Annotated in this window: 21 protein-coding genes; 9 read left to right on the top strand and 12 right to left on the bottom strand. The window is 65.7% G+C overall.

The genetic code is table 11. From position 1 onward, the window contains the following. The first annotated feature begins 2 nt into the window (after positions 1-2). On the top strand, positions 3-1,604 hold the full coding sequence (locus tag AC1RKI_RS15045; RefSeq protein ID WP_492796423.1) for an FAD-binding oxidoreductase: 1,602 nt from the start codon (positions 3-5) through the stop codon (positions 1,602-1,604). A 176-nt stretch (positions 1,605-1,780) separates the two neighbouring features. Here AC1RKI_RS15045 and AC1RKI_RS15040 read toward each other — a convergent pair whose 3' ends face one another. Continuing rightward, positions 1,781-3,193 (bottom strand): FAD-binding oxidoreductase, encoded by a 1,413-nt coding sequence (locus AC1RKI_RS15040; RefSeq protein WP_227459489.1) that lies wholly within the window; start codon positions 3,191-3,193, stop codon positions 1,781-1,783. A gap of 30 nt (positions 3,194-3,223) precedes the next feature. Continuing rightward, positions 3,224-3,916, bottom strand: a complete 693-nt coding sequence (locus AC1RKI_RS15035) for a FadR/GntR family transcriptional regulator (protein WP_227459488.1) — start codon at positions 3,914-3,916, stop codon at positions 3,224-3,226. Positions 3,917-4,060: 144 nt separating this feature from the next. Between AC1RKI_RS15035 and AC1RKI_RS15030 the strand changes: the two genes are divergently transcribed. Beyond that, positions 4,061-4,564, top strand: coding sequence for a hypothetical protein (locus tag AC1RKI_RS15030; protein WP_492796425.1), 504 nt, complete (start codon positions 4,061-4,063; stop codon positions 4,562-4,564). Positions 4,565-4,697: 133 nt separating this feature from the next. Here the strand turns inward: AC1RKI_RS15030 and AC1RKI_RS15025 are convergent, their stop codons facing one another. Continuing rightward, positions 4,698-5,861: an AAA family ATPase gene (locus AC1RKI_RS15025; protein WP_150979073.1), complete on the bottom strand. Its 1,164-nt coding sequence runs from the start codon at positions 5,859-5,861 to the stop codon at positions 4,698-4,700. Positions 5,862-6,033: 172 nt separating this feature from the next. Here AC1RKI_RS15025 and AC1RKI_RS15020 point away from each other — a divergent pair, with 172 nt between their 5' ends. Continuing rightward, positions 6,034-6,396 (top strand): glyoxalase superfamily protein, encoded by a 363-nt coding sequence (locus tag AC1RKI_RS15020; RefSeq protein WP_061955081.1) that lies wholly within the window; start codon positions 6,034-6,036, stop codon positions 6,394-6,396. A 13-nt stretch (positions 6,397-6,409) separates the two neighbouring features. On the opposite strand, the gene AC1RKI_RS15015 is transcribed toward AC1RKI_RS15020, so the two are convergent. Beyond that, positions 6,410-6,838, bottom strand: coding sequence for a VOC family protein (locus AC1RKI_RS15015; protein WP_492796427.1), 429 nt, complete (start codon positions 6,836-6,838; stop codon positions 6,410-6,412). Positions 6,839-7,153: 315 nt separating this feature from the next. Between AC1RKI_RS15015 and ampC the strand changes: the two genes are divergently transcribed. After that, positions 7,154-8,302 (top strand): class C beta-lactamase, encoded by a 1,149-nt coding sequence (ampC, locus tag AC1RKI_RS15010; protein ID WP_492796486.1) that lies wholly within the window; start codon positions 7,154-7,156, stop codon positions 8,300-8,302. An 18-nt stretch (positions 8,303-8,320) separates the two neighbouring features. On the opposite strand, the gene AC1RKI_RS15005 is transcribed toward ampC, so the two are convergent. The 6 genes from AC1RKI_RS15005 to AC1RKI_RS14980 form a co-directional block, all read right to left on the bottom strand. Next, positions 8,321-8,866, bottom strand: coding sequence for a cupin domain-containing protein (locus AC1RKI_RS15005; RefSeq protein ID WP_492796428.1), 546 nt, complete (start codon positions 8,864-8,866; stop codon positions 8,321-8,323). Between the two features lie 317 nt (positions 8,867-9,183). Then, positions 9,184-9,921, bottom strand: a complete 738-nt coding sequence (locus AC1RKI_RS15000; protein WP_244787414.1) for an SDR family oxidoreductase — start codon at positions 9,919-9,921, stop codon at positions 9,184-9,186. Beyond that, complete coding sequence (locus AC1RKI_RS14995) at positions 9,918-11,264, bottom strand: FAD-binding oxidoreductase (RefSeq protein WP_492796430.1); 1,347 nt, start codon at positions 11,262-11,264, stop codon at positions 9,918-9,920. The genes AC1RKI_RS15000 and AC1RKI_RS14995 overlap by 4 nt, the downstream gene beginning before the upstream one ends. A 1-nt stretch (position 11,265) precedes the next feature. Beyond that, complete coding sequence (locus AC1RKI_RS14990; protein ID WP_061955091.1) at positions 11,266-12,690, bottom strand: UbiA family prenyltransferase; 1,425 nt, start codon at positions 12,688-12,690, stop codon at positions 11,266-11,268. After that, the gene (locus AC1RKI_RS14985; RefSeq protein ID WP_150979078.1) at positions 12,687-13,133 is read right to left on the bottom strand and encodes a GtrA family protein; all 447 of its coding nucleotides are present in this window, start codon (positions 13,131-13,133) and stop codon (positions 12,687-12,689) included. The genes AC1RKI_RS14990 and AC1RKI_RS14985 overlap by 4 nt, the downstream gene beginning before the upstream one ends. Continuing rightward, positions 13,123-14,712, bottom strand: a complete 1,590-nt coding sequence (locus AC1RKI_RS14980) for a glycosyltransferase family protein (protein WP_492796433.1) — start codon at positions 14,710-14,712, stop codon at positions 13,123-13,125. Before AC1RKI_RS14980 ends, AC1RKI_RS14985 begins: the two co-directional genes overlap by 11 nt. Before the next feature lie 284 nt (positions 14,713-14,996). Here AC1RKI_RS14980 and AC1RKI_RS14975 point away from each other — a divergent pair, with 284 nt between their 5' ends. Then, positions 14,997-15,434, top strand: coding sequence for a nuclear transport factor 2 family protein (locus AC1RKI_RS14975; protein ID WP_227459481.1), 438 nt, complete (start codon positions 14,997-14,999; stop codon positions 15,432-15,434). Between the two features lie 56 nt (positions 15,435-15,490). Here AC1RKI_RS14975 and AC1RKI_RS14970 read toward each other — a convergent pair whose 3' ends face one another. Both AC1RKI_RS14970 and AC1RKI_RS14965 read right to left on the bottom strand, forming a co-directional pair. Next, a complete protein-coding gene (locus AC1RKI_RS14970) occupies positions 15,491-17,263 on the bottom strand; it encodes an FAD-dependent oxidoreductase (RefSeq protein ID WP_227459480.1) in 1,773 nt (590 codons plus the stop codon). Positions 17,264-17,422: 159 nt separating this feature from the next. Continuing rightward, on the bottom strand, positions 17,423-18,043 hold the full coding sequence (locus AC1RKI_RS14965; RefSeq protein WP_492796435.1) for a GNAT family N-acetyltransferase: 621 nt from the start codon (positions 18,041-18,043) through the stop codon (positions 17,423-17,425). 159 nt (positions 18,044-18,202) lie between these two features. On the opposite strand from AC1RKI_RS14965, the gene AC1RKI_RS14960 reads away from it, so the two are divergent. The 4 genes from AC1RKI_RS14960 to AC1RKI_RS14945 all read left to right on the top strand — a co-directional run bounded on the left by AC1RKI_RS14960 (position 18,203) and on the right by AC1RKI_RS14945 (position 22,574). Next, positions 18,203-19,747 carry a hypothetical protein gene (locus AC1RKI_RS14960; RefSeq protein WP_492796437.1) on the top strand — a complete coding sequence of 515 codons (1,545 nt, stop codon included), beginning with the start codon at positions 18,203-18,205 and terminating at the stop codon, positions 19,745-19,747. 211 nt (positions 19,748-19,958) lie between these two features. Then, a complete protein-coding gene (locus tag AC1RKI_RS14955) occupies positions 19,959-20,357 on the top strand; it encodes a DUF1801 domain-containing protein (RefSeq protein WP_227459478.1) in 399 nt (132 codons plus the stop codon). A gap of 163 nt (positions 20,358-20,520) precedes the next feature. Then, positions 20,521-21,960, top strand: coding sequence for a carotenoid oxygenase family protein (locus AC1RKI_RS14950; protein ID WP_492796439.1), 1,440 nt, complete (start codon positions 20,521-20,523; stop codon positions 21,958-21,960). Continuing rightward, positions 21,957-22,574: a septation protein IspZ gene (locus AC1RKI_RS14945; RefSeq protein WP_227459476.1), complete on the top strand. Its 618-nt coding sequence runs from the start codon at positions 21,957-21,959 to the stop codon at positions 22,572-22,574. Before AC1RKI_RS14950 ends, AC1RKI_RS14945 begins: the two co-directional genes overlap by 4 nt. Positions 22,575-22,590: the final 16 nt, after the last annotated feature.

Below are 22,590 nucleotides of genomic sequence, written 5' to 3'. Positions count from 1 at the left end.
CCATGGCATCGATCGCACAACAACAGGCCGCGGCCGCATGCCTGGCAGAGCTGGCCGGCCTCGCGGGCGAATGCGAGGTATTGACCGATGACGCGGTGCTGGCGCCGTACCGGACGTCGACGTTTCCGTCCCGGAGCGAGATCCTGGCGGTGGTCAGGCCCGCCAGTGCGCCAACGGTGCGGGCGGTGCTGCAATGCGCCGCGCGCCACGGCGTGGCCGTGCATCCGAAAAGCACGGGCAAGAACTGGGGATATGGCTGCAACCTGCCGCCGCGTGGCGCGGCGCTGGTGATGTCATTCGAGCGCATGAACCGCATTGTCGATTACGACGATGCATTGGGCTGCATGACCGTCGAACCTGGCGTCACTTTCCGGCAGGTGCACGACTACCTGAAAGCGCGCAACGCCGCGTTCATCGGGCCGGTGATCGGCAGTTCGCCCGATGCAAGCCTGATTGGCAATGCCCTGGAGCGGGGCATCGGCAAAGGCCGGCTCGGCGACCGTTTCGGATCCGCCTGCAACCTTGAGGTGGTACTGCCGGACGGTGAAATCATCCGCACCGGCTTTGGCAGGTTCCCACATGCCAGGGCCGCTGGCGTGGCGAAGTGGGGGCTCGGTCCGGCGCTCGATGGCTTGTTTTCGCAATCGAACCTGGGCGTCGTCACGCAGGCGACATTCCTGCTCGATCGCGCAATGCCGCACTTCCAGGCGTTCTTCTACACCATTGATCGTCACGCCAGCCTGGCCTGCACGATCGACGCACTGCGCCTGCTTCGGCTCGAAGGCACGCTCTCGACCACGTCGAGCCTGACCAGCAGCACGCGCATGCAGGCGATGATGCAGGGCGGCGCGCCGGACCGGCGCTGCACGTTCAGCGATATCGAGGAGTTCGAGCGCCAGCGTTTGCGCGGCGCGCAGTGGGTGGGCGAGGACGTTATCCTGTCGCCCACGGCGGCGATCGGCCGCGCCCGGCGCAAGCGGATTCGCGCGGTGCTGGGGCCGGTGACGAGCCAGCTTGTCTTTATCGACGATTTTCGCGCCCGGCTGCTCGGAAAGCTGGCGGCGCCGCTGCGCAGGTTCGCGCGCGTCGATGTGAGCAGCATGGTCGAATACTACGAAAACAGTCCGTATCGCGGCATTCCTTCCGCAATGGGGCTCAACATGTGCTACGCGGACAAGGACGTGCCGCCGGGGCCGAATCCGAATCCTTCAAGCGATGGCGTGGGCCTGGCCTGGGTCGCGCCGATTTTGCCGTTCAAGGGCTGCGAGGTGGAAGCCGTGCAGGCGATCCTTGTACGTAGCTATCGGAGGTTCGGCTTCGCGCCGAATATCGGCTACAACATGAGTTCGGACCGCGCGATCACCTGTACGGCCGCGATCTTTTTCGATCGTGCCGACGAGGACCAGGCCCAGCGCGCCGAAGCTTGCCGGGCCGCGATGGAAGCGGAACTGATTGCCGCCGGATGCCCACCGTATCGCAAGGGAATTCAAGGCATGGACGAAGCCGCCGCGCCTGCGGACGACTACGCCAAGGTGCTGGCCCGGCTCAAGACGGCGCTGGACCCCCAGCGCGTGCTGTCGCCCGGCTATTACGGCATTGGGTAGGGTCCGTCGCCGGACCACCGCCGGACCATCGTCGGGTTATTTGTCGGGCAACCGCATCGGGCCGGACGCCGGTCCGGGGCCCCATTGCTGCAGCCGCATCGGACGAACGGCGTGGTATCGGCGGCGGTGGCGCGCGAAGTGCGGAGGCCGCGTTCGGCGTTCGTCGTGGCCGCGCCTTACAGCAGCTTGCCGGGATTCATGATGCCGCTGGGGTCGAATACCTGCTTGATGGCGCGCATCAGCCGGAGTTCGAGCGGGTCCTTGAGCGTCAGGAATGCGTCGCGCTTCAGTTGGCCGATGCCATGCTCGGCGCTGATGCTGCCGTTGTAGCGCGCCACTTCTTCCATCACCTCGTCACTGACCGCCTTGCCCTCTCCGAGCGCCCATTTGGGATCGGCACCAAGCGGGCGCGACAGGTTGTAATGCAGGTTGCCGTCGCCAAAGTGGCCGAAGATAAACGGGCGGATGCCGGGGTGCCTTGCCTGCAGGCGCGCCTGCATCGACGTCATGAACGCCGGAATATGCTCGATCGGCAGCGACACGTCGTGCTTGAGGTGCAGGCCGTCGGCGCGTTGCGCTTCCGAAATTTCCTCGCGCAGACGCCACAGACCCTGCAATTGCGCCAGCGATGCGGAGACCGCCGCGTCGCGGCACAAGCCCTGTTCCAGCGCATCGCCAATCACCGCTTCCAGCAGCGCATTCAGGACTTCCTCGGATGCCGTGTCGGCGATTTCCAGCAATACGTACGCGGGATGACGTTCGGAGAACGGCGCCTGGACATTTTCGGCATGCGTGAGCACCAGATCGAGGCATTCGCCGGTAAAGAATTCGTAGGCCTGCAAGCGCGCGCCGCAACGCGCGAACAGTAGCGAATACAGTTGCAGCGCCTGTTCCGACGAATCGACGGCGGCCAGCACCACGGCGCGCGTATCGGCGCGCGGCAGCAGACGCAGCGCCGCCGCCGTAATGATGCCGAGCGTGCCTTCCGAGCCGATCAGCAGTTGCTTGAGATCGTAGCCGGTGTTGTCCTTGCGCAGCGTACGCAGGCCGTGAAAGATCTCGCCATTGGGCAGCACGGCCTCCACGCCGAGCACCAGCTCGCGCGTCATGCCGTAGCGCACGACGTTGACGCCGCCGGCATTGGTGGCCAGGTTGCCGCCGATCTGGCAGGAATCCTCGGCGGCCAGCGACAGCGGGAACAGTCGGTCGTGTTCCGCGGCGGTACGGCGCAGGTTGCCCAGGATGCAGCCGGCTTCGGCCACCATCGTGTTGGCGATGGTATCGACCGAGCGGACCTTGTCCATGCGGTCCAGGCTGATCACGACGTTGGCCTGGCTGCTGTCGGGCGCCGCGCCGCCGCACAGTCCGGTATTGCCGCCGCGCGGCACCACCGGTACGCCTGCCTGCTGGCATAGCGCCAGTGCCTGCGCCACCTGCGCGGTGGTGCGCGGACGGATCACCGCCTGCGCCTGGCCCTTGTACAGGCCGCGCCAGTCGGATAGCCAGGGCGCCACCGCGTCGGCGGCGGTCGAAACCACGTCGGGGCCAAGAGATTCGGTCAGGCGCTGGGCGAAGAGGGGGTCGGACATGATGGCAACTCGATCGGTCGATTACGAAATTCAGGGGCGCATCGGCAGGCCAAGCCGGCCGGCGGCGTTACGCAGATGGTCGGTCGCGCAGCGGCGCGCCAGATCGGCATCGCGCGCGCGGATGGCGTCGAAGATCGCCACGTGTTCGCCGTGGACCTGCTCGGGCAGGCCCGGCTGCTGGCGCGAATTGAGCCGCGCGGTGCGCACGGCATGGTGCAGTTGCAGATTCATGTACTGCAGCAACTGCACGTAATAGGGATTGTGCGTGGCGGTGGCGATGGCGACGTGAAACTGGATGTCCGGCTCCACGCCGTGGTCCGGATCGTCGAGCTGCGCGGCCAGCGCGTCGAGCACGCCGCGCATGCACGCCACATCGTGCTCGGTGCGATGGCGCGCTGCCATGGCGGCTGCCGCGCTTTCCAGATCGATCCGCAACTCGAAAATCGCGGCCAGATCGCCGGCGTCGGCGCTGCTGGCCAGGCGAAATCCGTTGTCGCTGACGCGCGAGCGCACTGTGCTGCCCAGCCCCTGCCGGCTTTCGATCATGCCTTGCGAGCGCAAATGCTCGGACACCTCGCGGATCACGGCCGCGCTCACGCCATAGCGCTCGGCCAACTGCTTGCCCGTGGGCAGGCGTGTGCCGACGGGAAATGTCCCATCGGCGATCTCCGCGCGCAGCAACTGGATCACGCGCTCGGTCAGGGTTATCGGCCGGGTATGCATAGCCGCAACCTTACGCTTTTCTGGTTATATGAAAACTAGGTGTAAACCCTTTGTTATGCGATGAGCTAACCCAGATATGCATTGCGTCAGTGCGAGGCGGCGAGGCGTCACTAGACTCGGGACCCGTTTGGAAGGACTCGACATATGCTCACACCAGATCAACGACTATCCATTGCCGCGCTGTACGCGCAACGAGTGCAAATGCGGCCGCTCGGCATGCGGCCAACCACCCGGCTGCAAAGGCCGGCGCGCGCTGCGCAAGTGTTTCAGCTTGAGCGCGTCGCACAGAATGTTTATTACCTGATCCCGCAATCGCCGCAGACGCTGCCGGCACCGGTACCGCATGGCCGCTTCGTCTTCGTTGTCCTGGTCGAGGATCCGGGACGCATCTATTGCGCGGTGTCGCGTGGCAACTATGTGGTGGGAGGCTCGCGCCGCGATCTGGTCGTCAGGGGGCATACGTCGCTGACACGCGGCGCAGACGTGCTTTTTGCCGGCGAACTGGTTTTTCTCCACGGCGAGCTGTTCTACTGGTCGAACGACAGCGGCCACTATCGGCCGCCCGAAAGTGTGCGCCATTTCAACCTGATCGGCGCGGTGCGGCGGCTGCTGCCCGAATCGAAGTTCCGGGCGAACGAATTCCACTAGCTCGACCAACTGCGCGGTCTATGGCGGCCGTCCGCGCAACCCAGCGGCGGCGTGGACCGCCGAAGGGCGCGGACGACATGCGGATGCCGGCGCGGAAGCTGCCAGTCGAGGGGGGGCGAAGGTGCGCCGCCGCTTAGAGCTTGCCCTCGATCGCCTTGCGTTCCCGCCACATCTGCTGCACGAACGGGTCGGTGATGCCGTACAGGCCATGGCCCTTGCGCATGATCAGGTTGGTCGCCATCAGTTCGTTGACCACCGGCTGGGCTTCCTCGACCTTGACCTCGCGTCCGATGGCCCGTGAATACGCGGCGGCGGCGTCCGCGGAAAACAGTCCGCGTGCGTCGCCTTCGGCCGACGCGATGCGGTCGAAGATGGCCGTGGCCAGTCCGCCGAGCTGTTCGAGTTTCATCAGTTCGATATCGGCCGCCGCCGACCGCAGCGTCGTGGCGATCATCGGCAAGTGCTCGTCGGGGTTGCTGTCCGGCGGCAAGTGGAAATGAAGCTGGCGCAGCGCCTTGATCATTTCCTCGGGCCGATGGCCCAGCGTCTCGAATGCCTGCACCGCCACGTCGAGCGAGGGCAGGGCGGTGAAACCCTCGGCCGACAGCCGATCGAGCAGATAGGCGACGTACGCCTTGTCCAGCACCGGATACGACACCGAAGTCGCGCCGGTGAACGCCTGGTTGCGGCGTGCCGTCAGTTCGCCAACCAGCGCGCGGTGCGATCCGGTGCCGACAAACAGGAAGTGGCCGGGCGTGTCGGGACGCGGATTGATGGCATCGCGCGCGGCCTTCAACGCCAGCAGCATCTGGCTGCCTTCGTCGGACGTAATCGCGTGCTGCACCTCGTCGACAATCAGTACGACGTCGGTGCGGGCCTGGTCGACGATCTCGCCAAGCGCCTGCGCCAGCGTGGCACCGCCCGGCTCGCCGAGGTGATCGAGCTTGAAACCGAACTTGAAGCCAAAGGCCGCCACATCGGCGCCTGCCAGCCGCTTGAGCTTGCGCACGGTGCTGGCACCGGGAGATTCCAGCTCGGCCAGTACTTTCTTGACCGCCGCCAGGATCAGCGCGGCCGGACTGCGCTGCGTATCGCTCCATAAATCCACATAGATCACGATGGCGCCGAGATCTTCCAGCGCCGGGATCAGGTCGTTGAGCAGGAACGTGGTCTTGCCAATGCGACGCAGTCCGGAAAGGAACAGGCCCGAGCGCAGCCCTTCATCCAGCACGCTGGGATGCAGCAACTGCCTGGCCATCTGATGGGCGAGTTCAGGGCGCCGGTAGAGGTAGCTCATGGTTTATGTGGAATTATGGGATTCCAATAATTATAAGGATCCTATAATTTCAAGTAAAACGCGCGACGGCGTAAATGTGATCTATGTAGCGCAAAGGGGTGGTGAATGTTCCACATTGACTTGGGCGCTGCCACAATTCAGGTCCCTCCGGCCCCAAACTCGTCAAAACGCCATGCAACTATCGCCCGCCATTCCGATACTGCGCATCTTTTCGGTCGACAAGGCCAAGGAGTTTTACCTGGGCTTTCTCGGCTTCACGCTCGATTGGGAGCATCGGTTTGGCGAGGATTTCCCGCTCTATGCGCAGGTCACGCGTTCCGGCCTGACTTTGCACCTGAGCGAGCATCACGGCGACGCCACGCCCGGATCGGCGATCTATGTGACCGTCGACGATATCGACGCGCTACATGGGGAGTTGACGGCGCGCCAGTACACGTACGCCAAACCGGGCGTGGAAGACGCAGATTGGGGGCGGCTGCTGAATGTGAAGGATCCGTTCGGCAACCGCATCTGCTTCTGCCAGCCGGCGCCCTGAGTCACGCCGGCGCTCAGGCCGCGTCGTCCGGCAGGATCTGCGGATTCCACGCGGCTTCCCAGAGATTGCCGTCGAGGTCCTGGAAGTAGCCCGCGTAGCCGCCATAGAAGGTGTCCTGCGCAGGCTTGACGATGTGGCCGCCGGCCGCGCGCACTTGCGCCATTACCTGATCGACTTCCGCCTTGCTGGCAACGTTGTGTCCGATCGAAAATCCGGTCGGGCATGGCGCGCTGGCCGGCAAGCCGGTATCCCACGACAGAGCGGCCCGTGGCCACAGCGCCAGCTTGAGCCCGGCCTGAAGATCGAAAAACGCCACGGCGCCGTGCTCGAACTCCTTGCCGACGATGCCCGGCGTGGGCAGGCCCAGTCCGTCGCGGTAGAACGCGACGGCACGCTCCAGATCGGTCACGCCAATCGTCAGTACGGAGATGCGGGGTTTCATGAGAGCTCCATGGAGAATCGCGTCCGTCGGATCGCCACGTCTGCACGGTCGGCCCAGCCGGTTTCGGCAAGCCATGGCTCTACGTGACGATGGGGCGGCGACGGCGGGTGGGAGGCTGCCATTGTAGTGCCGGGCGGGCGGATACAATGCTGACCCGTTCTTGCCGCACCGAGCGCCGCCATCCGCGTCGCCAGTGAGTGATTCGTCGCCTGTGGCCTGCCAGGAATTGCCATGAACACGCAGCTTTGCACGTCGATCCCACATATCGGGCGTCTTTCCCGCCTTGTTCCTATTGCTGGCATCGCAATCGGCGCGATGGCCATGTCGATATCGGCCAGCGCAGCCGCCGCGCCGGACGCCATTGCGGATGTCGTCAGTGCGACGATTCGGCCGGTCATGGCCGAATACAAGGTGCCGGGCATGGCCGTGGCGATTACCGCCGGGGGGCAGCATCGTGTGTTCAATTTTGGCGTGGCGTCGAAGGCTAGCGGTCAGCCCGTTACCGATGCCACGATCTTCGAGATCGGGTCGCTCAGCAAGACATTCACTGCAACGCTAGGTGCCTACGCCCAGGCACGCGGCGCGCTGTCGCTCGATGACAAGGCATCCCGCTATATGCCGGCGCTTGCCGGCAGCGCGTTCGATCGCATCCGCCTGCTGGAACTCGGCACCTACACCGCGGGCGGACTGCCGCTGCAGGTGCCCGACCAGATCGCCGACATGCCGCAGATGATCCAGTGGCTGCGCACCTGGAAGCCCACCTACGCGCCCGGCACGCATCGCCGCTATTCCAATCCCAGCATCGGCCTGTTTGGCGAACTGGCGGCGCGTGCGCTGCACGAGTCGTTTGCGACGGCGATGACGCAGCGCATTCTTGCGCCGTTGGGGCTTTCGCACACCTGGCTCCGCGTGCCGCAGGCGCGCGCCAGCGATTACGCCTGGGGCTATGCCAACGGCGACACGGCGGTTCGCGTGACGCCGGGCGTGTTCGATGCACAGGCTTACGGGATCAAGACCACGGCGGGCGACCTGATCCGCTTTGTCGAACTGAATATGGACGGCGCGACGATCCGCGACGACGCTTTGCGCCGGGCGCTGTCCGCCACGCATACCGGCTATTTCCAGAGCGGCGGCATGACGCAGGCGCTTGGCTGGGAACGTTATGCGTGGCCGGTCGCGCTGGAAGACCTGCTGGCCGGCAACGCCGCGCGCATGGTGCTGGAAGCGCAGCCGGTGACGGCGCTGCAACCGCCGCAACCGGCGTCGCCAGACGTGCTGATCAACAAGACCGGATCGACCAATGGTTTCGGCGCCTATGCCGCGTTCGTGCCCGGGCGACGCATCGGCATCGTGCTGCTGGCCAATCGAAACCTGCCGATCCCGGCGCGCGTCGAGGCCGCGTACCGAATCCTTCAGTCGCTGGAAGGCGGCGGCGCGAACGGCTCTGCGGCGCCCGCGCGTTAACGCCCAGGCCCGTAGCGCCTAGAGCGGAAAGCTCATCAGCATCATCGTCGCCGTGGCGCGTCCCAGGCGAACCACGCGCCGGCAGCCGTCAACCAGCAGGCGCCATGCAACGGCCAGCGCATTGCGGTGCGAGCCGAATTCGCGTTGCAACCGGCGCACGACGCGCATCGGCAGACGCAGGCCGCGCGGCACCTCATCGCGGCAGAAGGCGATCTTGCGCACGTAGTCGTCGACTTCCCAGAACCACGACGATCCGGCGGGAAAATATCCGACATCGCCCACGCCCAGCGTGTGGCTGACGCCATGGCAGTCGGTCACGCGCACGCTGCCTTCGAGCACCACCACCACTTCGTCGATGGTGTAGTGCCATTCGAACGTGCTGCGCGTGCAGTCCCACACCATGGTCCAGGCAAAGCCGTCCAGCGTCGACGAATGCTGGTTGCAGCGCGTGCGCGGTGTGCCGCTGCGCATCCATCCCGGTTCGATCGGACACGATGCCTCGGGCAGGGCGCGGATGCTGGCAAAGGTGCCCGCCTGGCGGAGCAGATCCGGTGGTTGGCGCATGTCTGATGTCTCCTCTCTTGTCGGCTGATGAGGCGATGATTGCCCGAGCCGGCAACGGCAAAACATGCGGAATCGCACAAAGCGGGTGCGCGGAGGTGGCGTCGCCAACGTCGCCGGCATGCCGCAAAAAAAAGAGCCCGCCAGGCGGTAGGCCTGACGGGCTTGCAGGGGAGGTTATCAGGACGGGTCAAGTCCTGAGATGAAGATTAAGGCCGTGGCGATCCTCGCGCTGTAGGACTTTGTCTGATTTTGCATTTATAGCATTTCGATGTCGCTATGGGCTTTCCGGCATCCGCGCCAATGCGCCAGCCGGCATCTCACAGCGCCAGCCGGCGGAATACCGCGTCGGGTAGTGCGCGGATGATCAGCATGATGTAGCGCCAGAAGCCGGGCACATAGGCGACGGCCGCGCCGCGGTCGATGGCCGCAAGGATATGGCCCGCCGCGGCGTCGGGGCCGATCCACAGCGCGTTCTTGCGGAAGGCGCCGGTCATCGGCGTATCGACGAAACCGGGTTTGATGGTGACCACGGCCACGCCCGCCTTGGCAAGCCGCTGCCGCAGCCCGGACATGAACGCGGTGACCATGGCCTTGGCGCTGCCGTAGACATAGTTGCTCTGGCGGCCGCGCTCGCCGGCCACCGACGAAATCACCGCAATGGTGCCGGCGCGACGGCGCTCGAAAAGGTTGGCCAGCAAGGTCAGCATGGCGACCACCGACAGCGCGTTGGTGCGCAATTCGGCCAGCGTCAGATCCACCGACTGCGCGCAGGCGGACTGGTCCGACAACGTGCCGTGCGAGATCAGCACGATGTCGATGCCGCCAAGCGTGGCGTCGGCCAGCGCGATCATGCCGTCGTGCGCGCTGAAGTCGTTGGCGTCCATCACGGCCATATGCACGTGCGGCGCGCCGCGCGCGCGCAGGTCGTCGACCATGGCCTGCAGGCGCGGCGCGCTGCGGCCGAGCAGAAACAATGCATCGCCGCGCTGGGCCATGCGCCGCGCGGTGGCTTCGGCCATGGCCGAGGTCGCGCCGACGATCAACACCTTCTTCATTTGCTCATCTCCCGATGGGTGGCCCCATCCGTCACGCGGCGCCAGAATCCCGACGAAAATGCCGGATCGATATAGGGTGTCAGCGCTTCCCATTGCGGATATCCGGCGCGGAAGCATGCGCCGCTCATGCGCCCGTCCTTGGCGGGATAAAGCCGGCCGCCGGCGCCGGCCACTATCGCGTCGAGCCGCTCGAACAACGCATGCAGACGCGGACCCGCGTTGGGAAAATCGAGCGCCAGCGTGAACCCCTCGCGCGGAAACGACAGCAGCCCGGGCGACGCCAGCGGGCCGAACTGCTTGAGCACGCCAAGGAACGATGCCGCGCCGCTACGGCCGATTTCGCTCAGCAGCGCGTGTAGCGCCGCGCGCGCATCCTCGGGCGGCACCACGCACTGATACTGGTAGAAACCCTTCGGGCCATACATGCGATGCCATTGCAGGATATGGTCGAGCGGATAGAAAAACGTATCGCAGTGGGTCAGGCGCGGCGGCTCCGCGCGGCCGGTGCGGTGGTAGTGCAGCGTGTTGAACGCGCCGACGCTGAGGCGGTTCACCAGCGAAAACGGCGGCGTGAACGGCATGCTGCGCGATCTCGGGCGGTCGCCATGGCGTGGCGGCTGCGCATCGGCAGGGGCGTGGCGGGCGCGCGTGAACAGACCGCGTCCCACGCGATGCGCGCCGGCCGAGCAGTCGATCCACGCCACGGTGTACTCGTGCGTGTCCGCGTAGGCGCGGCACAGCGCGAAGAACTGGTCGAGGCTGGCGAAGCGTTCGGTCTGTTCCTCGACCCACGGCGAGGCGATCGGCCGCATCTGGATTTCGGCCCACAGCACCACACCGGTCAGCCCCAGCCCGCCGATGGTGGCGGCAAACCAGTCCGCGTTCTCGTGCGGCGAGCACTGCAGCGTCGCGCCGTCGGAACGCCGCAGCGCAAGCGCGCGCACATGGCGGCCAAAGGTGCCGTGGCTCAGGTGATTCTTGCCGTGCACATCGTTGGCAATCGCGCCGCCCACGGTGACGAAGCGAGTGCCCGGCGTGACAGGCAGGAACCAGCCTTGCGGCACGATCAGTTTCAGGATGTCCGACAGCAGCACGCCGGCTTCGCAGCGCAGCACGCCGGTTGCGGCGTCGAACGCGATGAAATGATCGAGATAGCGTGTGGAAAGCAGCGTGCCGCCGGGATTCAGACAACTGTCGCCGTAGCTGCGGCCATTGCCGAACGGCAGCATGCTCGGGCTATCGGGGCGCAGCGCGGGCAGCGTGTCGAAGCGGCTCGGCAAGGCCAGCACATCGCTTTCGCTCGGCGCCGTACGGCCCCACGAGAAAACGGTCTGGCGCGTCATATCACGTGGCGGCCCAGATCACGATCGCGCCAAGCACGCCGATCACCAGGCTGGCGCGGTCGCGCAGCGCGAACATCACCGGATCGTCGTGCATCAGACCGCGATGCGACACCACCCAGACGCGCGTGATCCAATACAGCATCAGCGGACACAGCGCCCAAAGCACCTCGGGATGGCGATACAGCGTTTCCACCACGGGGTTGTTGATATAGAGCGCCAGCACCAGCACGCACATATAACCGGCGCCGGTGCCGAGGCTTTCCAGCAGAGCCAGGTCGTCCAGCCGATAGCCGCGCCCGGCGGCTTCCAGCTTGCCCTGGCGCTGCATCACCTGCAGTTCGGCAAAGCGCTTGACCAGCGCCAGGCTCAGGAACAGGAACAGCGAAAACAGCAGCAACCAGAGCGACAGCGGCACCGCCACGGCCGCCGCACCGGCCACGATGCGGATGGTGTACAGCCCGGCCAGGCACAGCACATCCACGATCACCAGTTGCTTGACGCCCAGCGTGTAGGCCAGCGTCAGCAGATAGTAACCACCGAGCGTCAGGCCGAACTGTACCGGCAGCAGCCAGGCAATGCCGGCGGTGGCCAGCAACAACAGCGGAATCAGCGCAAAGCCGGCTTTCAACGGCAGCGCGCCGCTGGCAAACGGCCGCTGCGATTTGCGCGGATGCTGGCGATCGGCCTCCACATCGAGCATGTCGTTGAGCACGTAGACCGATGACGCGCACAGGCAGAACGCCAGGAATGCCAGTGCGGCATGGCCCAGCGCGGTGGGGTCGAGGATGCGGTGCGCGGCGGCCACTGGCACGAACAGCAGCGCATTCTTGGCCCATTGATGCGGACGCAGCAGCCTGCACAGCGCGCGGACGTGATGGCCCGGCGATCCAAACGTGCGGTAGACGTCGGTGACCTGGCGCGCGCGCTGCTCCAGGTCGCCGTGCGCGTTGACCACCACGCCGCCGCGGCTGACCGACCACACATGCAGATCGACGGTGTCGTTGCCGCAATAGTCGAAAGCCCGGTTGCCAAACTTCGCCACCAGCATTTCGGCCTTCTGCTTGCCGGATAGATTGAGCGTGTCGCTGCTGGCCAGCACGCCGTCGAACAATTGCAGATGAAGCGCCACCGCTTCGGCCAGGCGCTGGTTGGATGCGGTGCACAGCCAGATCTGGCGGCCTTCGCGGCGCTCATCGGTCAACCATTGCAGCAGCTCGCGATGAAACGGCAGCGCGGCATGGTTGAGCAACACGCGGCTGGCGACCTGCGCTTTCAAATGGGCCTTGCCGCGCAGCAGCCACCAGGGCAGCAGGAACAGGTAGAGCGGATTCTTGCGCAGCAGCGCCACGCAGGTTTCCACCAGCAGGTCTGCGTGGATCAGTGTGCCGTCGAGATCGACGCACAACGGAACGGCGGCGTGGCTCATTTACCTTCTCCGATGCAAACGGACTGCTCGCTCCAGCCGCGCCTGAACACAAAGCGCTTGTCCAGCTGGTACTTGGTGTAGTAGCCGAGGCTCAGGCCCAGCACGCCGCCCGCATAGCGCATGGTGTGCGTGCCGAAGATCTGTGCGAAACCGAATTCGAAGGCCCAGAAGATTGCCGTGGTGGCCAGCCCCATGACCGTGTAGAGCGCGAACACGCGCGCATCGTGCGCGGCGTTGTCGGCCTCGAAACCGAAGATGAAGCGCTTGTCCAGCACGTACTTCACGACCAGGCCAACGCCTGTGCCCATCGCCACGGACAGCACGATGTCGTACGCGCCGCCGTACAGCCGTAGAAAGAGATCCTGCGCGCCGATGTTGGCGACGATGGCGATCGCCGCCAGTACGACATAGGTCACGGCGATGCGCGCGGCGCTAGCGTCCATGCGGCGCTCCATCCTCGTTGCGCAGCGAGAGAGGCTGCCACGCAGTCAGCGCGTCCAGGCCCGTGACGTCGCGATAGATCGTGATATCGAATTGGTATTGCGGATAGCGTCCGTCGAGCCGCTGCTTGATGCGATAGTTGGCGTCGCGGCCGAACACTTGGCGCGCTTCGCCGGCGTGGCGCAGCGCGTCCGCCTGCGCGTACATGCGGTCGATCGTTGCGGTGTCGAACATGCCCGCGTAGCTGCGCACCACGGCGACGCAGCGGTGCGGGGCGGCGAGCACGTCGGCCGGCAGCGTCTGGCGCGAGAACGGCCCCAGTTGCGGATATCCGCCCACATCGACATGCCAGTTCAGCGCCGGGTCATGCGCCACCACCACCAGATCGCCACCGCACGCGGCGCGCTGGCGTTGCAGGTCGGCCAGGACCGGAGCGAGTTGCAGGTCCCAGCTGTTCTTGGTGGTGTTCTGATGCGTGGCAACGTTGAAGACGCCCCACAGATTGCCCAGCGCCAGCGCCGCAAAACATGCCAGGAACAGTCGGGCGCGCGCCGGCGGCACACGCAGCGTGGCCAGCCATAACGCCTGCCATGGCGACACGATCACGAGGTTGCGGAACTTGCCGGCAAGTCCGGTCGCGAGGGTTGCTGCGACGCCGAGTCCGTAGGCATGGAGGTAGCGGTTGCGCAGGTTGCCGCGTGCGTCGAGCGCGAACGCCAGAGCCACCATGCCGCTCAGTCCCAGAGCGGACAGCAGTGCCGGCACCGATACCGGAAATACGCCCTGATTGGAGATTTGCGCGATGGCAAAGCCCATCAGGTTCTTGGTCATCGACGACACCTGCGATCCCTTCGACTGCAGGTGAACGGTCAGGAATATATGGAACTGGTACGCATACAGCAGCGCGGCCAACGGCGCGGCCCAGGCGATGCCGACGAGCCGCTCGCGCACGCTTTGCCGCGTACCGGTCCAGTACAGCCATAGCACCGGCAACGCCACCACAAACACCGCATAGCCGAGATAGCCGAGCACCACCAGTCCGCCGAAACACTTGCCCCAGTAGCGCCAGCCATCGCGCGGGGGCGTGATGCTCAGCCACACCAGCACCGGCACGAAATACGCGTACCAGCGCACCCCGGTGCACCACATCAGGATCGCGGGATTCAGGCAAAGCAAGACGAACAGCAGCGCCGCCGCGCGATTGCCGTGGCGCTGGCGGATCGCCTCCGTGGCATACACCAGGGCGCCCGCGGTCATGAGGGCTGTGGCCAGCCGCACCAGCGACCAGTCGCCGGTTATGGCATGCAGCAGCCAGTTGATGAAATACGAGCCGGGCGGATGCACATCCTCGGTCTGCATCAACGGCACGACGCCAAGACCCAATCGCTCGACCAGGCCCATGTTGGTGAATTCGTCGTCATAACCGAGCGACAGATAGGCCACCGCGCTGTAAAGCACGCACAGCAATCCGTAGCCGAGCGCAAACGCGCGCGCCTGCCATGCGGTCGACGACGCGGTGCGCGGGCCGCATGGCGTCCCTTCCGCTTGCGTGGCGTCGTTCGCATTCAGATAGGGCGGCACGGTGTTTCTCCTCGGCGATTTCAGTCGGCGGCGCGGTCGACCGGAATCCGCCATGGCAAACGCTTTCCCCGGATCTCCAGCCGTCGAGCGAGTATCTGGCCCGGGGCTGCGAGGGGTCTGTTGGATAGCGAACGAAGGGCCGGCCGACGCTTGCGCGTGGCGGTTATCGCGCGCGACCGGACTGTTCAGCGTCCCGATGTCGCGCTATCATTTGCCGCTATGCAACCAGTTGCATAGATCCCCAAAGGCGGGGAAACGACAGATAAAACATCGAGGAGACTGATATGGACGTCCAAGGCTTGATTCCCGAGGCGCGGCAGACGCTGACCGCCTGGCACGCATTGCTGGCGCGCAACGCCATGGAAGAACTGGATCCGTTGCTGTCGGACCGCATCGTGTTCCGCTCGCCGGTCGCCCATACGCCGTATCCGGGGCGCGCCGCGATCAAGCTGGTGCTCAAGACCGTGAACACGGTGTTCGAGAACTTCACCTATCACCGCGTGCTTGCCTCGGCCGACGGCAAGAGCGTGGTGCTCGAGTTCAGTGCCGAAATTAACGGCAAGGCGCTCAAGGGCATCGACATGCTGCGTTTCGACGATGCGGGCAAGATCGAGGAATTCGAGGTCATGGTGCGGCCGATGTCCGGCCTGCATGCGCTGGCCGACGCGATGGGCGCGAAACTCGGCGCACACAAGGCAACGCTCACCGCCGCGCAAGGCTGAGCGCGCGCGTGTGAGCCACGCGCCGCGGTGCGCCGACTTGCATCGCGCCGTCCCAATCAGCCCGCGTAGCCGTGCGACGTGCTTGCCGCCATCGGCGCGTCGGCTGCTGGCTCCGTGTGAGCCGGCGCGCGCACGTCGCACGCGACCAGCGCGCTGAGCTGGGTGGCCAGATGGTCGGCCAGCCGCGCGGTCAGCGCCAGGATGGTGAGGGTCGGATTGGCCTGCCCCGAAGACGGAAACACCGCGCTGCTGGCCACATAGAGATTGTCGGTGCCAAATACGCGGCAATCGGGATCGACCACGCCGCGTCGCGCATCGGCCGCCATGCGCGTGGTGCCGATCTGGTGAAAACCGTCGGTGGCCTGCGCCATCACTGCGGCCAGCCGCTCGGATTCGGGCATCCAGTAGTCGAGCCGGCCCGCGCCGGTTTCGCGCAAATGCCGGTCCAGCAGCGCATGCTGGCGCAGCACCGATTCGCCGTCCGCGGGCTGATAGCGCAGATCCACCTTCAGACGCCGCATGCCGTAGGCGTCCACGCTGTCGGCCAGCGTCACGCGGCTTTCGCGCGACGGCAATTGTTCGGCGTGATAGTGCAGCGCATACACATTGTTCGGGCTCGACAGAAAGAAGCCCGGCAGGCGCGGCCGCGCGAAATAGCGCCGATAGACGAACGGCGGCACGAACGTGGCGATGCGCGGCAACTGGCGGACCACGTTGCGCCAGTGCGCGGCCTGGCTGCCCCGCGCATTGGCCGCCGTGACGCTCTTGGCAATGGCGGGCGCGGCCAGCATGCGATTCAGCCCCGGCGTGCGCAGCGCCAGATAGGCCAGCGACAGCACGCCGTTACCGTGCGCGGGATCGGCGGGTGGATGATTGTCCAGCCACATTGCGGTATTGAGCAGGCCATGCTGGCGCTGCACCGCGGCCGGCGCGGTCAGCCGCCGCCGCGCATAGAACCCCTGGGCGTCACGTTCGAAGTGATAGATAGTGCGCGCCGGGTCGGCATGGAACCGCACGCTGGCGATCTTGCCGGAGATATGTCCCATATAGTGCCGGCCCAGCATGTCACTGCGATTGCCCAGGCGGTTGTCGTGGCGGGTGTTGGCGTTGAGCAGCAGGCGCGCCACTTCCAGCCCGCCGCAGGCCAGCACAAAGCGCTCGGCCTGGATGCGCACGCGCGCGGCGCCCGACTCGCCGCTGGCCACCACCACGCCGCGCACCTGTTCGCTGTGCGGATCGAGGTCGATGTCGACGCAGGTGGAATCGAGTAGCAGCCGGATATGCGGATGCGATGTCAGCACCTGCGCGTAGCGTTGCGCGAAGTTCGGCTCGCCACTCCAGCGTTCCAGATCGGACGCGATGAAATCGCCTGCGCGGAACGTGCCGCTAAGCGGACGCGCCGCCGTGGCCGCGTCAAGCTGGTGCAGCGAAAATGCCGGCCGGCCGCAATCGGCGTAGTCGCAGGCGATGTCGTACCACGGCAATATCTGCGCGTACGAAATCGGCCAGTCCGTGCCCGGCGCATGGTCGCGCGTCTCGAAATCTATCGGATCGAAGGGGATGCAGCGCCCGCCCCATAACCACGATGTGCCGCCCAGCGCGCGGCGCACGGCGTCCTGCATCGGCGCATGGCGGCGACTATCGACGATCTCGGCGTCGCACATCGATTGCGCTGGCGTATGAGATCGGGCGCCGCCGCTTTCCACCAGCACCACATCGATCTTGCGCCGCGCCAGTTCCAGCGCGCAGGCGATACCAGCCGGACCGGCGCCGATGATGCACACGCGGGTCTGCAGGGTCGCCTCAGGCGACGGGGTGCTCGGGGCCATCGATGCCTCTCCGGTTTTTCTTGTCATCGCGGCGAGCGATGGGGCGCGCCAGGGCCTATGGACGGCCGGGCAAGCGATCCGTCCACGTCGGCAATGTATTTGCGCGCCAGCGTGCGCTCCGTGCGGCGGCGCACCAACCGGTGGAACGCCGGCAGCGGATCAGTCCGCGCGAGGCGGCTTGCCGGGCGCTTGCCGCAGATCGAGCGTTGCCACGCGCAGCGTGGCGTCGTCGGGCGAGGCGACGTCCTTGAAGCCAAGGCGGCGCGCCAGCCCGCGCATGCCCCGGTTGGACGCGAGGATGAAGCCTTCCATGACCTCGAAGCCCGCCGCGCGCGCGCAGTCGATCAGCGCTTCCATCAGGCGCCTGGCCAGCCCGTTGGCGCGCCAGCCATCCAGCAGCGTGACCGCGAATTCGCAGCGCTTGCTGCCGGGAATGCCGTTGTAGCGCGCGCCGCCGACCAGATCGCCCGAGCCGTCGGTCATTTCGGCGACCAGCGTGCAGTCGTGTCCGACCGGGTGGACGACCGCTTCGAGCATGGAGTCTGGCAAATCCTTCATCGCGGTCATGAAGCGGGTATAACGCGCGTCGGCCGACAGCAGGTCAAAGGCTTCCAGCACGCCGGCGCGGTCGTCATCGCGGATCGCCCGCAGCAGGACCTCGCGGCCATCCCGCAAGGTCACCCGCATGGGCAGGCGCGGGGCGCACGATTCGGCCGCGCCGGCTGGATCGGCAGGACGGGGTGCGGGCGGATTGGAGGAATCGGGCGGATTGACGGGCATCGGCAGGATCGAGGGGCGTGCCGTCAATGGTAGACAACACGGCGGCGCGATCCAACCGATCGATCCGAATCGGACCGGCGCGCTTGATCGCCCCTAAAGTCCACCAGAAAGTTGCCGTTAGATCACTACACTGGATCAACCCTAGTGGATACGGATCGTATGGTCGCCATCTCCTCCGTGGGCTCGCAGAGCCTCGCCCTGACGCAGTCCGGCAGCCCGGCCGCGGCCGCCGCCGCCTCCAATGGCGCGCCCGCTGCGGCACAGCCCACTGCGTCCACTACCGTCACGCTCGGCCAGTCGGCCGCGTCGCCCACCTATTCGATCACGCCGGTAACGCCAACACCGGTATGGGAGCATGCATCCAACGACCTGATCTCGATGCGGATGGCCGGCAATATGTCGGGCTCGACGTTATCGGCGCGCTTCGGCGGACTTGGCGCGGCGCTGCTCGATCAGGTGAAGGCCGACGGCGCGAGTTTTTCGCAGTCGATGATGCAGCTGGCGCCGGGCCAATCGGCCGATGCCGTGTCGTCGGCGGACCTGCACGCGCCGGCCGCCAACGAAATCGCGCTGACCGTCACCACGCGCAGCGGTGCGACCGTCAATATCAAGCTGGGCAGCAACGGCGACCGCCTGAGCGTGCAGATGTCGGTCAAGGACGGCCAACTGACCGATGCGGAGCGCGATGCGCTGGGCAAGCTTTCCGAATCGTTCCAGAAATCGATTGATGGCCTGACGCAGACGCCGCCCCGGCTGGACTTGAGCGGCCTGACGCAATACGACGCCACGGCGCTGTCGTCGGTGCGGCTGCAGGCCAACCTGTCGCTGGGCAACAATCAGACGCAGACGCTTGACTTCCAGGCCGACGACAAACATCGCTCGGTCACCGCTGCGGGCCCGGCCGGCACCGTCGACCTCAGCGTCGACATGACCAAGGCGGTCACCTTCGGCACGCCGGCACAGCAAGCCAAGGCGGTCAGCAAGTATCTGCAGCAGTTTGACGACGCCAAAACGCGCGGGCAGGGCGATGCGTCGTTGATGTCGATGTTCAAGGACGCGTTCAGCGCCTTGCACAGCCAGTACAACACCACCACGACGCAGCAGTCGCGCTTCACGCTCAGTAATGGCGACCGCGGCTTGCTGACGGGTCTGGCGGATTTTTCGGCGTCGGTCACGCAGACGCCACAATCGGTCAATCCGAAGCGATCGGACGAAGTGGATGCGTTTGCGTATCAGGTTTCGCAAACGACCCAACTGCAGGGACGCGGCCAGGCCGACCGCGGCGTGACGCAGACCCAGCAGTCCAGTCTGGACGCCAGCTACCATCGCGCGCTGACGCCCGATATCCCGCTCAATCTGACCGAAAGCAAGTATTCGCAGAATTATTACTATGAGCAGATTCACGACAAGGCCAGCAGCCAGACCGAATTTGCCTATCGCAAGGGCCAGTTGGTGAAGGCCACGGTTACGCAAACCGCCGAGCAGTCGCAGCAGACGCAGAAATACGTGATGGGTCAGCTGGAACAGGATTACACGACGCCCACGTCGAAATCCCGCACCATCGATATTCTCGCCATGGTCAAGGCCGCCGAGCGCAACAGCCAAACCGGGCTGCGGGACAAAGGCGAAGAACGCGACCGCATCATGGCCAGCATGAACGACAAGATCTTCCTGGAGCCCAACGCGGCGCGGATCCTGGGCTGATCGCGCGGCGCTCCGGTGTGCGGCCGGGGCCGACCGAGCAAAGGACGCTTAGGACGCCAAGGACGCCACTGGCGTCCTTTTTCTTTTGTCGAGAGCGATCACGGCTGCAGTAAGCTTTGGCGTGCGGCGTCGCCTGCCATGGCGATGCGCGGCGCGCGGCGTCATCGCTCGCGGTCATGCCAGGCTCCATTCCATCCGAGGAGAACATGCAGTGAAGAAGAACGACACGCAGGAAGGTCCTTCGGCATCGCAACTGATCGACGAGAAAATCGCCGCGATGACCGACTGGCGCGGCGCGATGCTCGGGCGTCTGCGCGCCATCGTCAAAGCGGCCGATCCGGAGGTCATCGAGGAATTGAAATGGCGCGGCGTGCCAACGTGGTCTGACAACGGCATCCTCTGCACCGGTGAAACCTACAAGACCGCTGTGAAAATGACCTTTGCGAAGGGTGCGTCGTTGCCCGATCCGGCCGGATTGTTCAATGCCAGCCTGGAAGGCAACACACGGCGGGCGATCGATTTCCACGAAGGCGACAAGATCGACGAAAAGGCGCTGCGGACGCTGATCCAGGCCGCCGTGGCCCTGAACCGCTCGAAGACCAAGACCTGACGCCGCCACCGGGCGTTCGCCAGAAAACCAGGCTGTCCTGCAACGCGCAGTGACAGCCTTTTTCATGGGCGCCCGGCGTTCGATTCAAACGTTTCTTGACAAAACTCAGCCTACCACCTTGAATACGTCAAACTATACGATGTTCAAATTGACGGGAGGCAAAGTGGATCCAGTACAGCAAGCGCCCCAGAGCATCTGGGAACAGGGCAACTACGCGCCGGTCATGCAGGAGATAGACGCCGGCGGGCTGGCGGTGCAGGGCACGCTGCCGCCCGGGCTGAGCGGGACGTTGTTCCGGATCGGCCCCAATCCGCGGTTTCCGTCGGCGGCCACGCACTGGTTTGGCGGCGACGGCATGATCCACGCGATTTCGCTGACCCACGGCGCGGCGGCGTATCGCAACCGCTGGGTGCGCACGCCCAAATGGCGCGACGAGGACCGCGCCGGGCGTCCACTGTTCCGGACCTTCGCGGGGAAAGTCTCCGATGCGCCCGACTGGGCCGGTGACGACCGCGGCGTGGCCAACACCCATATCGTGTGGCACGCCGGGCAACTGCTGGCGCTCGAGGAAGCGCACTGGCCGACCGGCATCATGCCGGGCACGCTCGAAACGCTCGGTTATGCGCAGTACGGCGGGGAGCCGGGCGCGGCACAAGGCGGGGCAGACTCGGCCAGACAGCGCGGCCCGTTCACCGCGCATCCGAAGATCGATCCCCACACCGGCGAGATGTTCTATTTCGGCTATAACGCCGACGGCCCGTTCACGCCCGCCATCACAGTCGGCACGATCGCGCCGGACGGGCGGATCACGCGCCAGTTCAGGTTCGATGCGCCGTACTGCAGCATGGTCCACGATTTCATGATGACCGAGCGCCATCTGCTGATTCCGATCCTGCCGCTGACCGGCAGCCGCCAGCGCGCCGAGCAGAAGCTGCCGGCCTATGCGTTCGAGGGCGGCCGTTCGTCGATGATCGGCGTGCTGGACCGCGACGGGCCGTCCGCTACGGTGCGCTGGTACGAGGGTCCCGCCTGCTATGTGTTTCACACCATGAACGCGTGGCAGTCTGGCAATTCGCTGCTGGCCGACGTGATGGTGTACGAGGAACCGCCGCTGTTTCCGCGCCCGGACGGATCTCCGGGCGACCCGGCGCGCCAGCAGGCCTACCTTGCCCGCTGGACCTTCGACCTGACGCCCGGCAGCGGCACGTTCACGCAACAGCGTCTGTGCGATGTGGCCGGTGAGTTTCCGCGCATCGACGACCGGTATGCGGGCCGCAAGTATCGCTATGGCTGGTTTGCCGCGTCGCGCCCCGGCGAGTCTGATCTCAGCGGCATCGTGCATGTCGATGTCTCGACCGGCGCATCGCGCGCGTTCTGGTTGCCGCCCGGCGATGTCACGTCTGAACCGGTGTTTGCCGCGCGCGGCGATGCCGAAGGCGACGGCTGGATCCTGGCAGTGGTGTGGCGCGCCGCATCGAATACCAGCGAGTTGCTGGTGCTCGACGCCGGCGATATCGCGGCCGGCCCGGTCGCTACCGTGGCATTGCCCCAGCGCGTGCCGTTCGGTTTCCACGGCAACTGGGTTGCAGGAGAATGCGCATGAGCCGATTGCTGCGTGTAGCCAAACCGCTGGTGCTCGATACGTTGGGCGTGCTGGTATTTGCGGTGCTGATGGCGCTGCATGTCAACGTCGCTATCGCCACCGCCGCTGGGCTGGCGATAGCGCTCGCGGTGGTGGCCCGCGAACGGCTGCAGGGCCGGCGCGTCGCGGTCTTGCAATGGATCAGCCTGGCGTCGGTCGTGGTGTCTTCCATCGCCACGTGGCTGACGTCCGATGCGCGCTTTGTCATGGCCAAGCCCAGCGTGCTGTTCCTGGTCATCGGCATCGTCATGTTGCGCAAGGGGTGGATGAATCGCTATGTGCCGGCCGAAGTGGCACCGCGGGTGGCGCGCGAGATGACGCTGTTCGGCTACGCGTGGGCCGCGCTGATGCTGGTGTCGGCCGCGTTGAACCTCGTGGTGGCGGTCTGGCACACGGCTTCCTGGCCGACGTTTATCGCGATCTATCCGGCGGCATCCAAGGCGGCGCTGTTCTGCTTGCAATACGCGGTGGTGAAGGCCGCGCTGCGCAGGCGCGCGCCCGCCGCGGCCGCGGGCGAATCGTCGCTGCAGCCCGGTCCCGGCGGCGAATCGGCCGATAGCCAAATCGCCATGTAAGATGGAAGCCCCCTGT

The organism is Cupriavidus sp. GW822-FHT06G04 (assembly GCF_058799075.1).
Note: the sequence above shows the minus strand (reverse complement) of the source record. Positions and strands in the feature narration are given on the sequence as shown.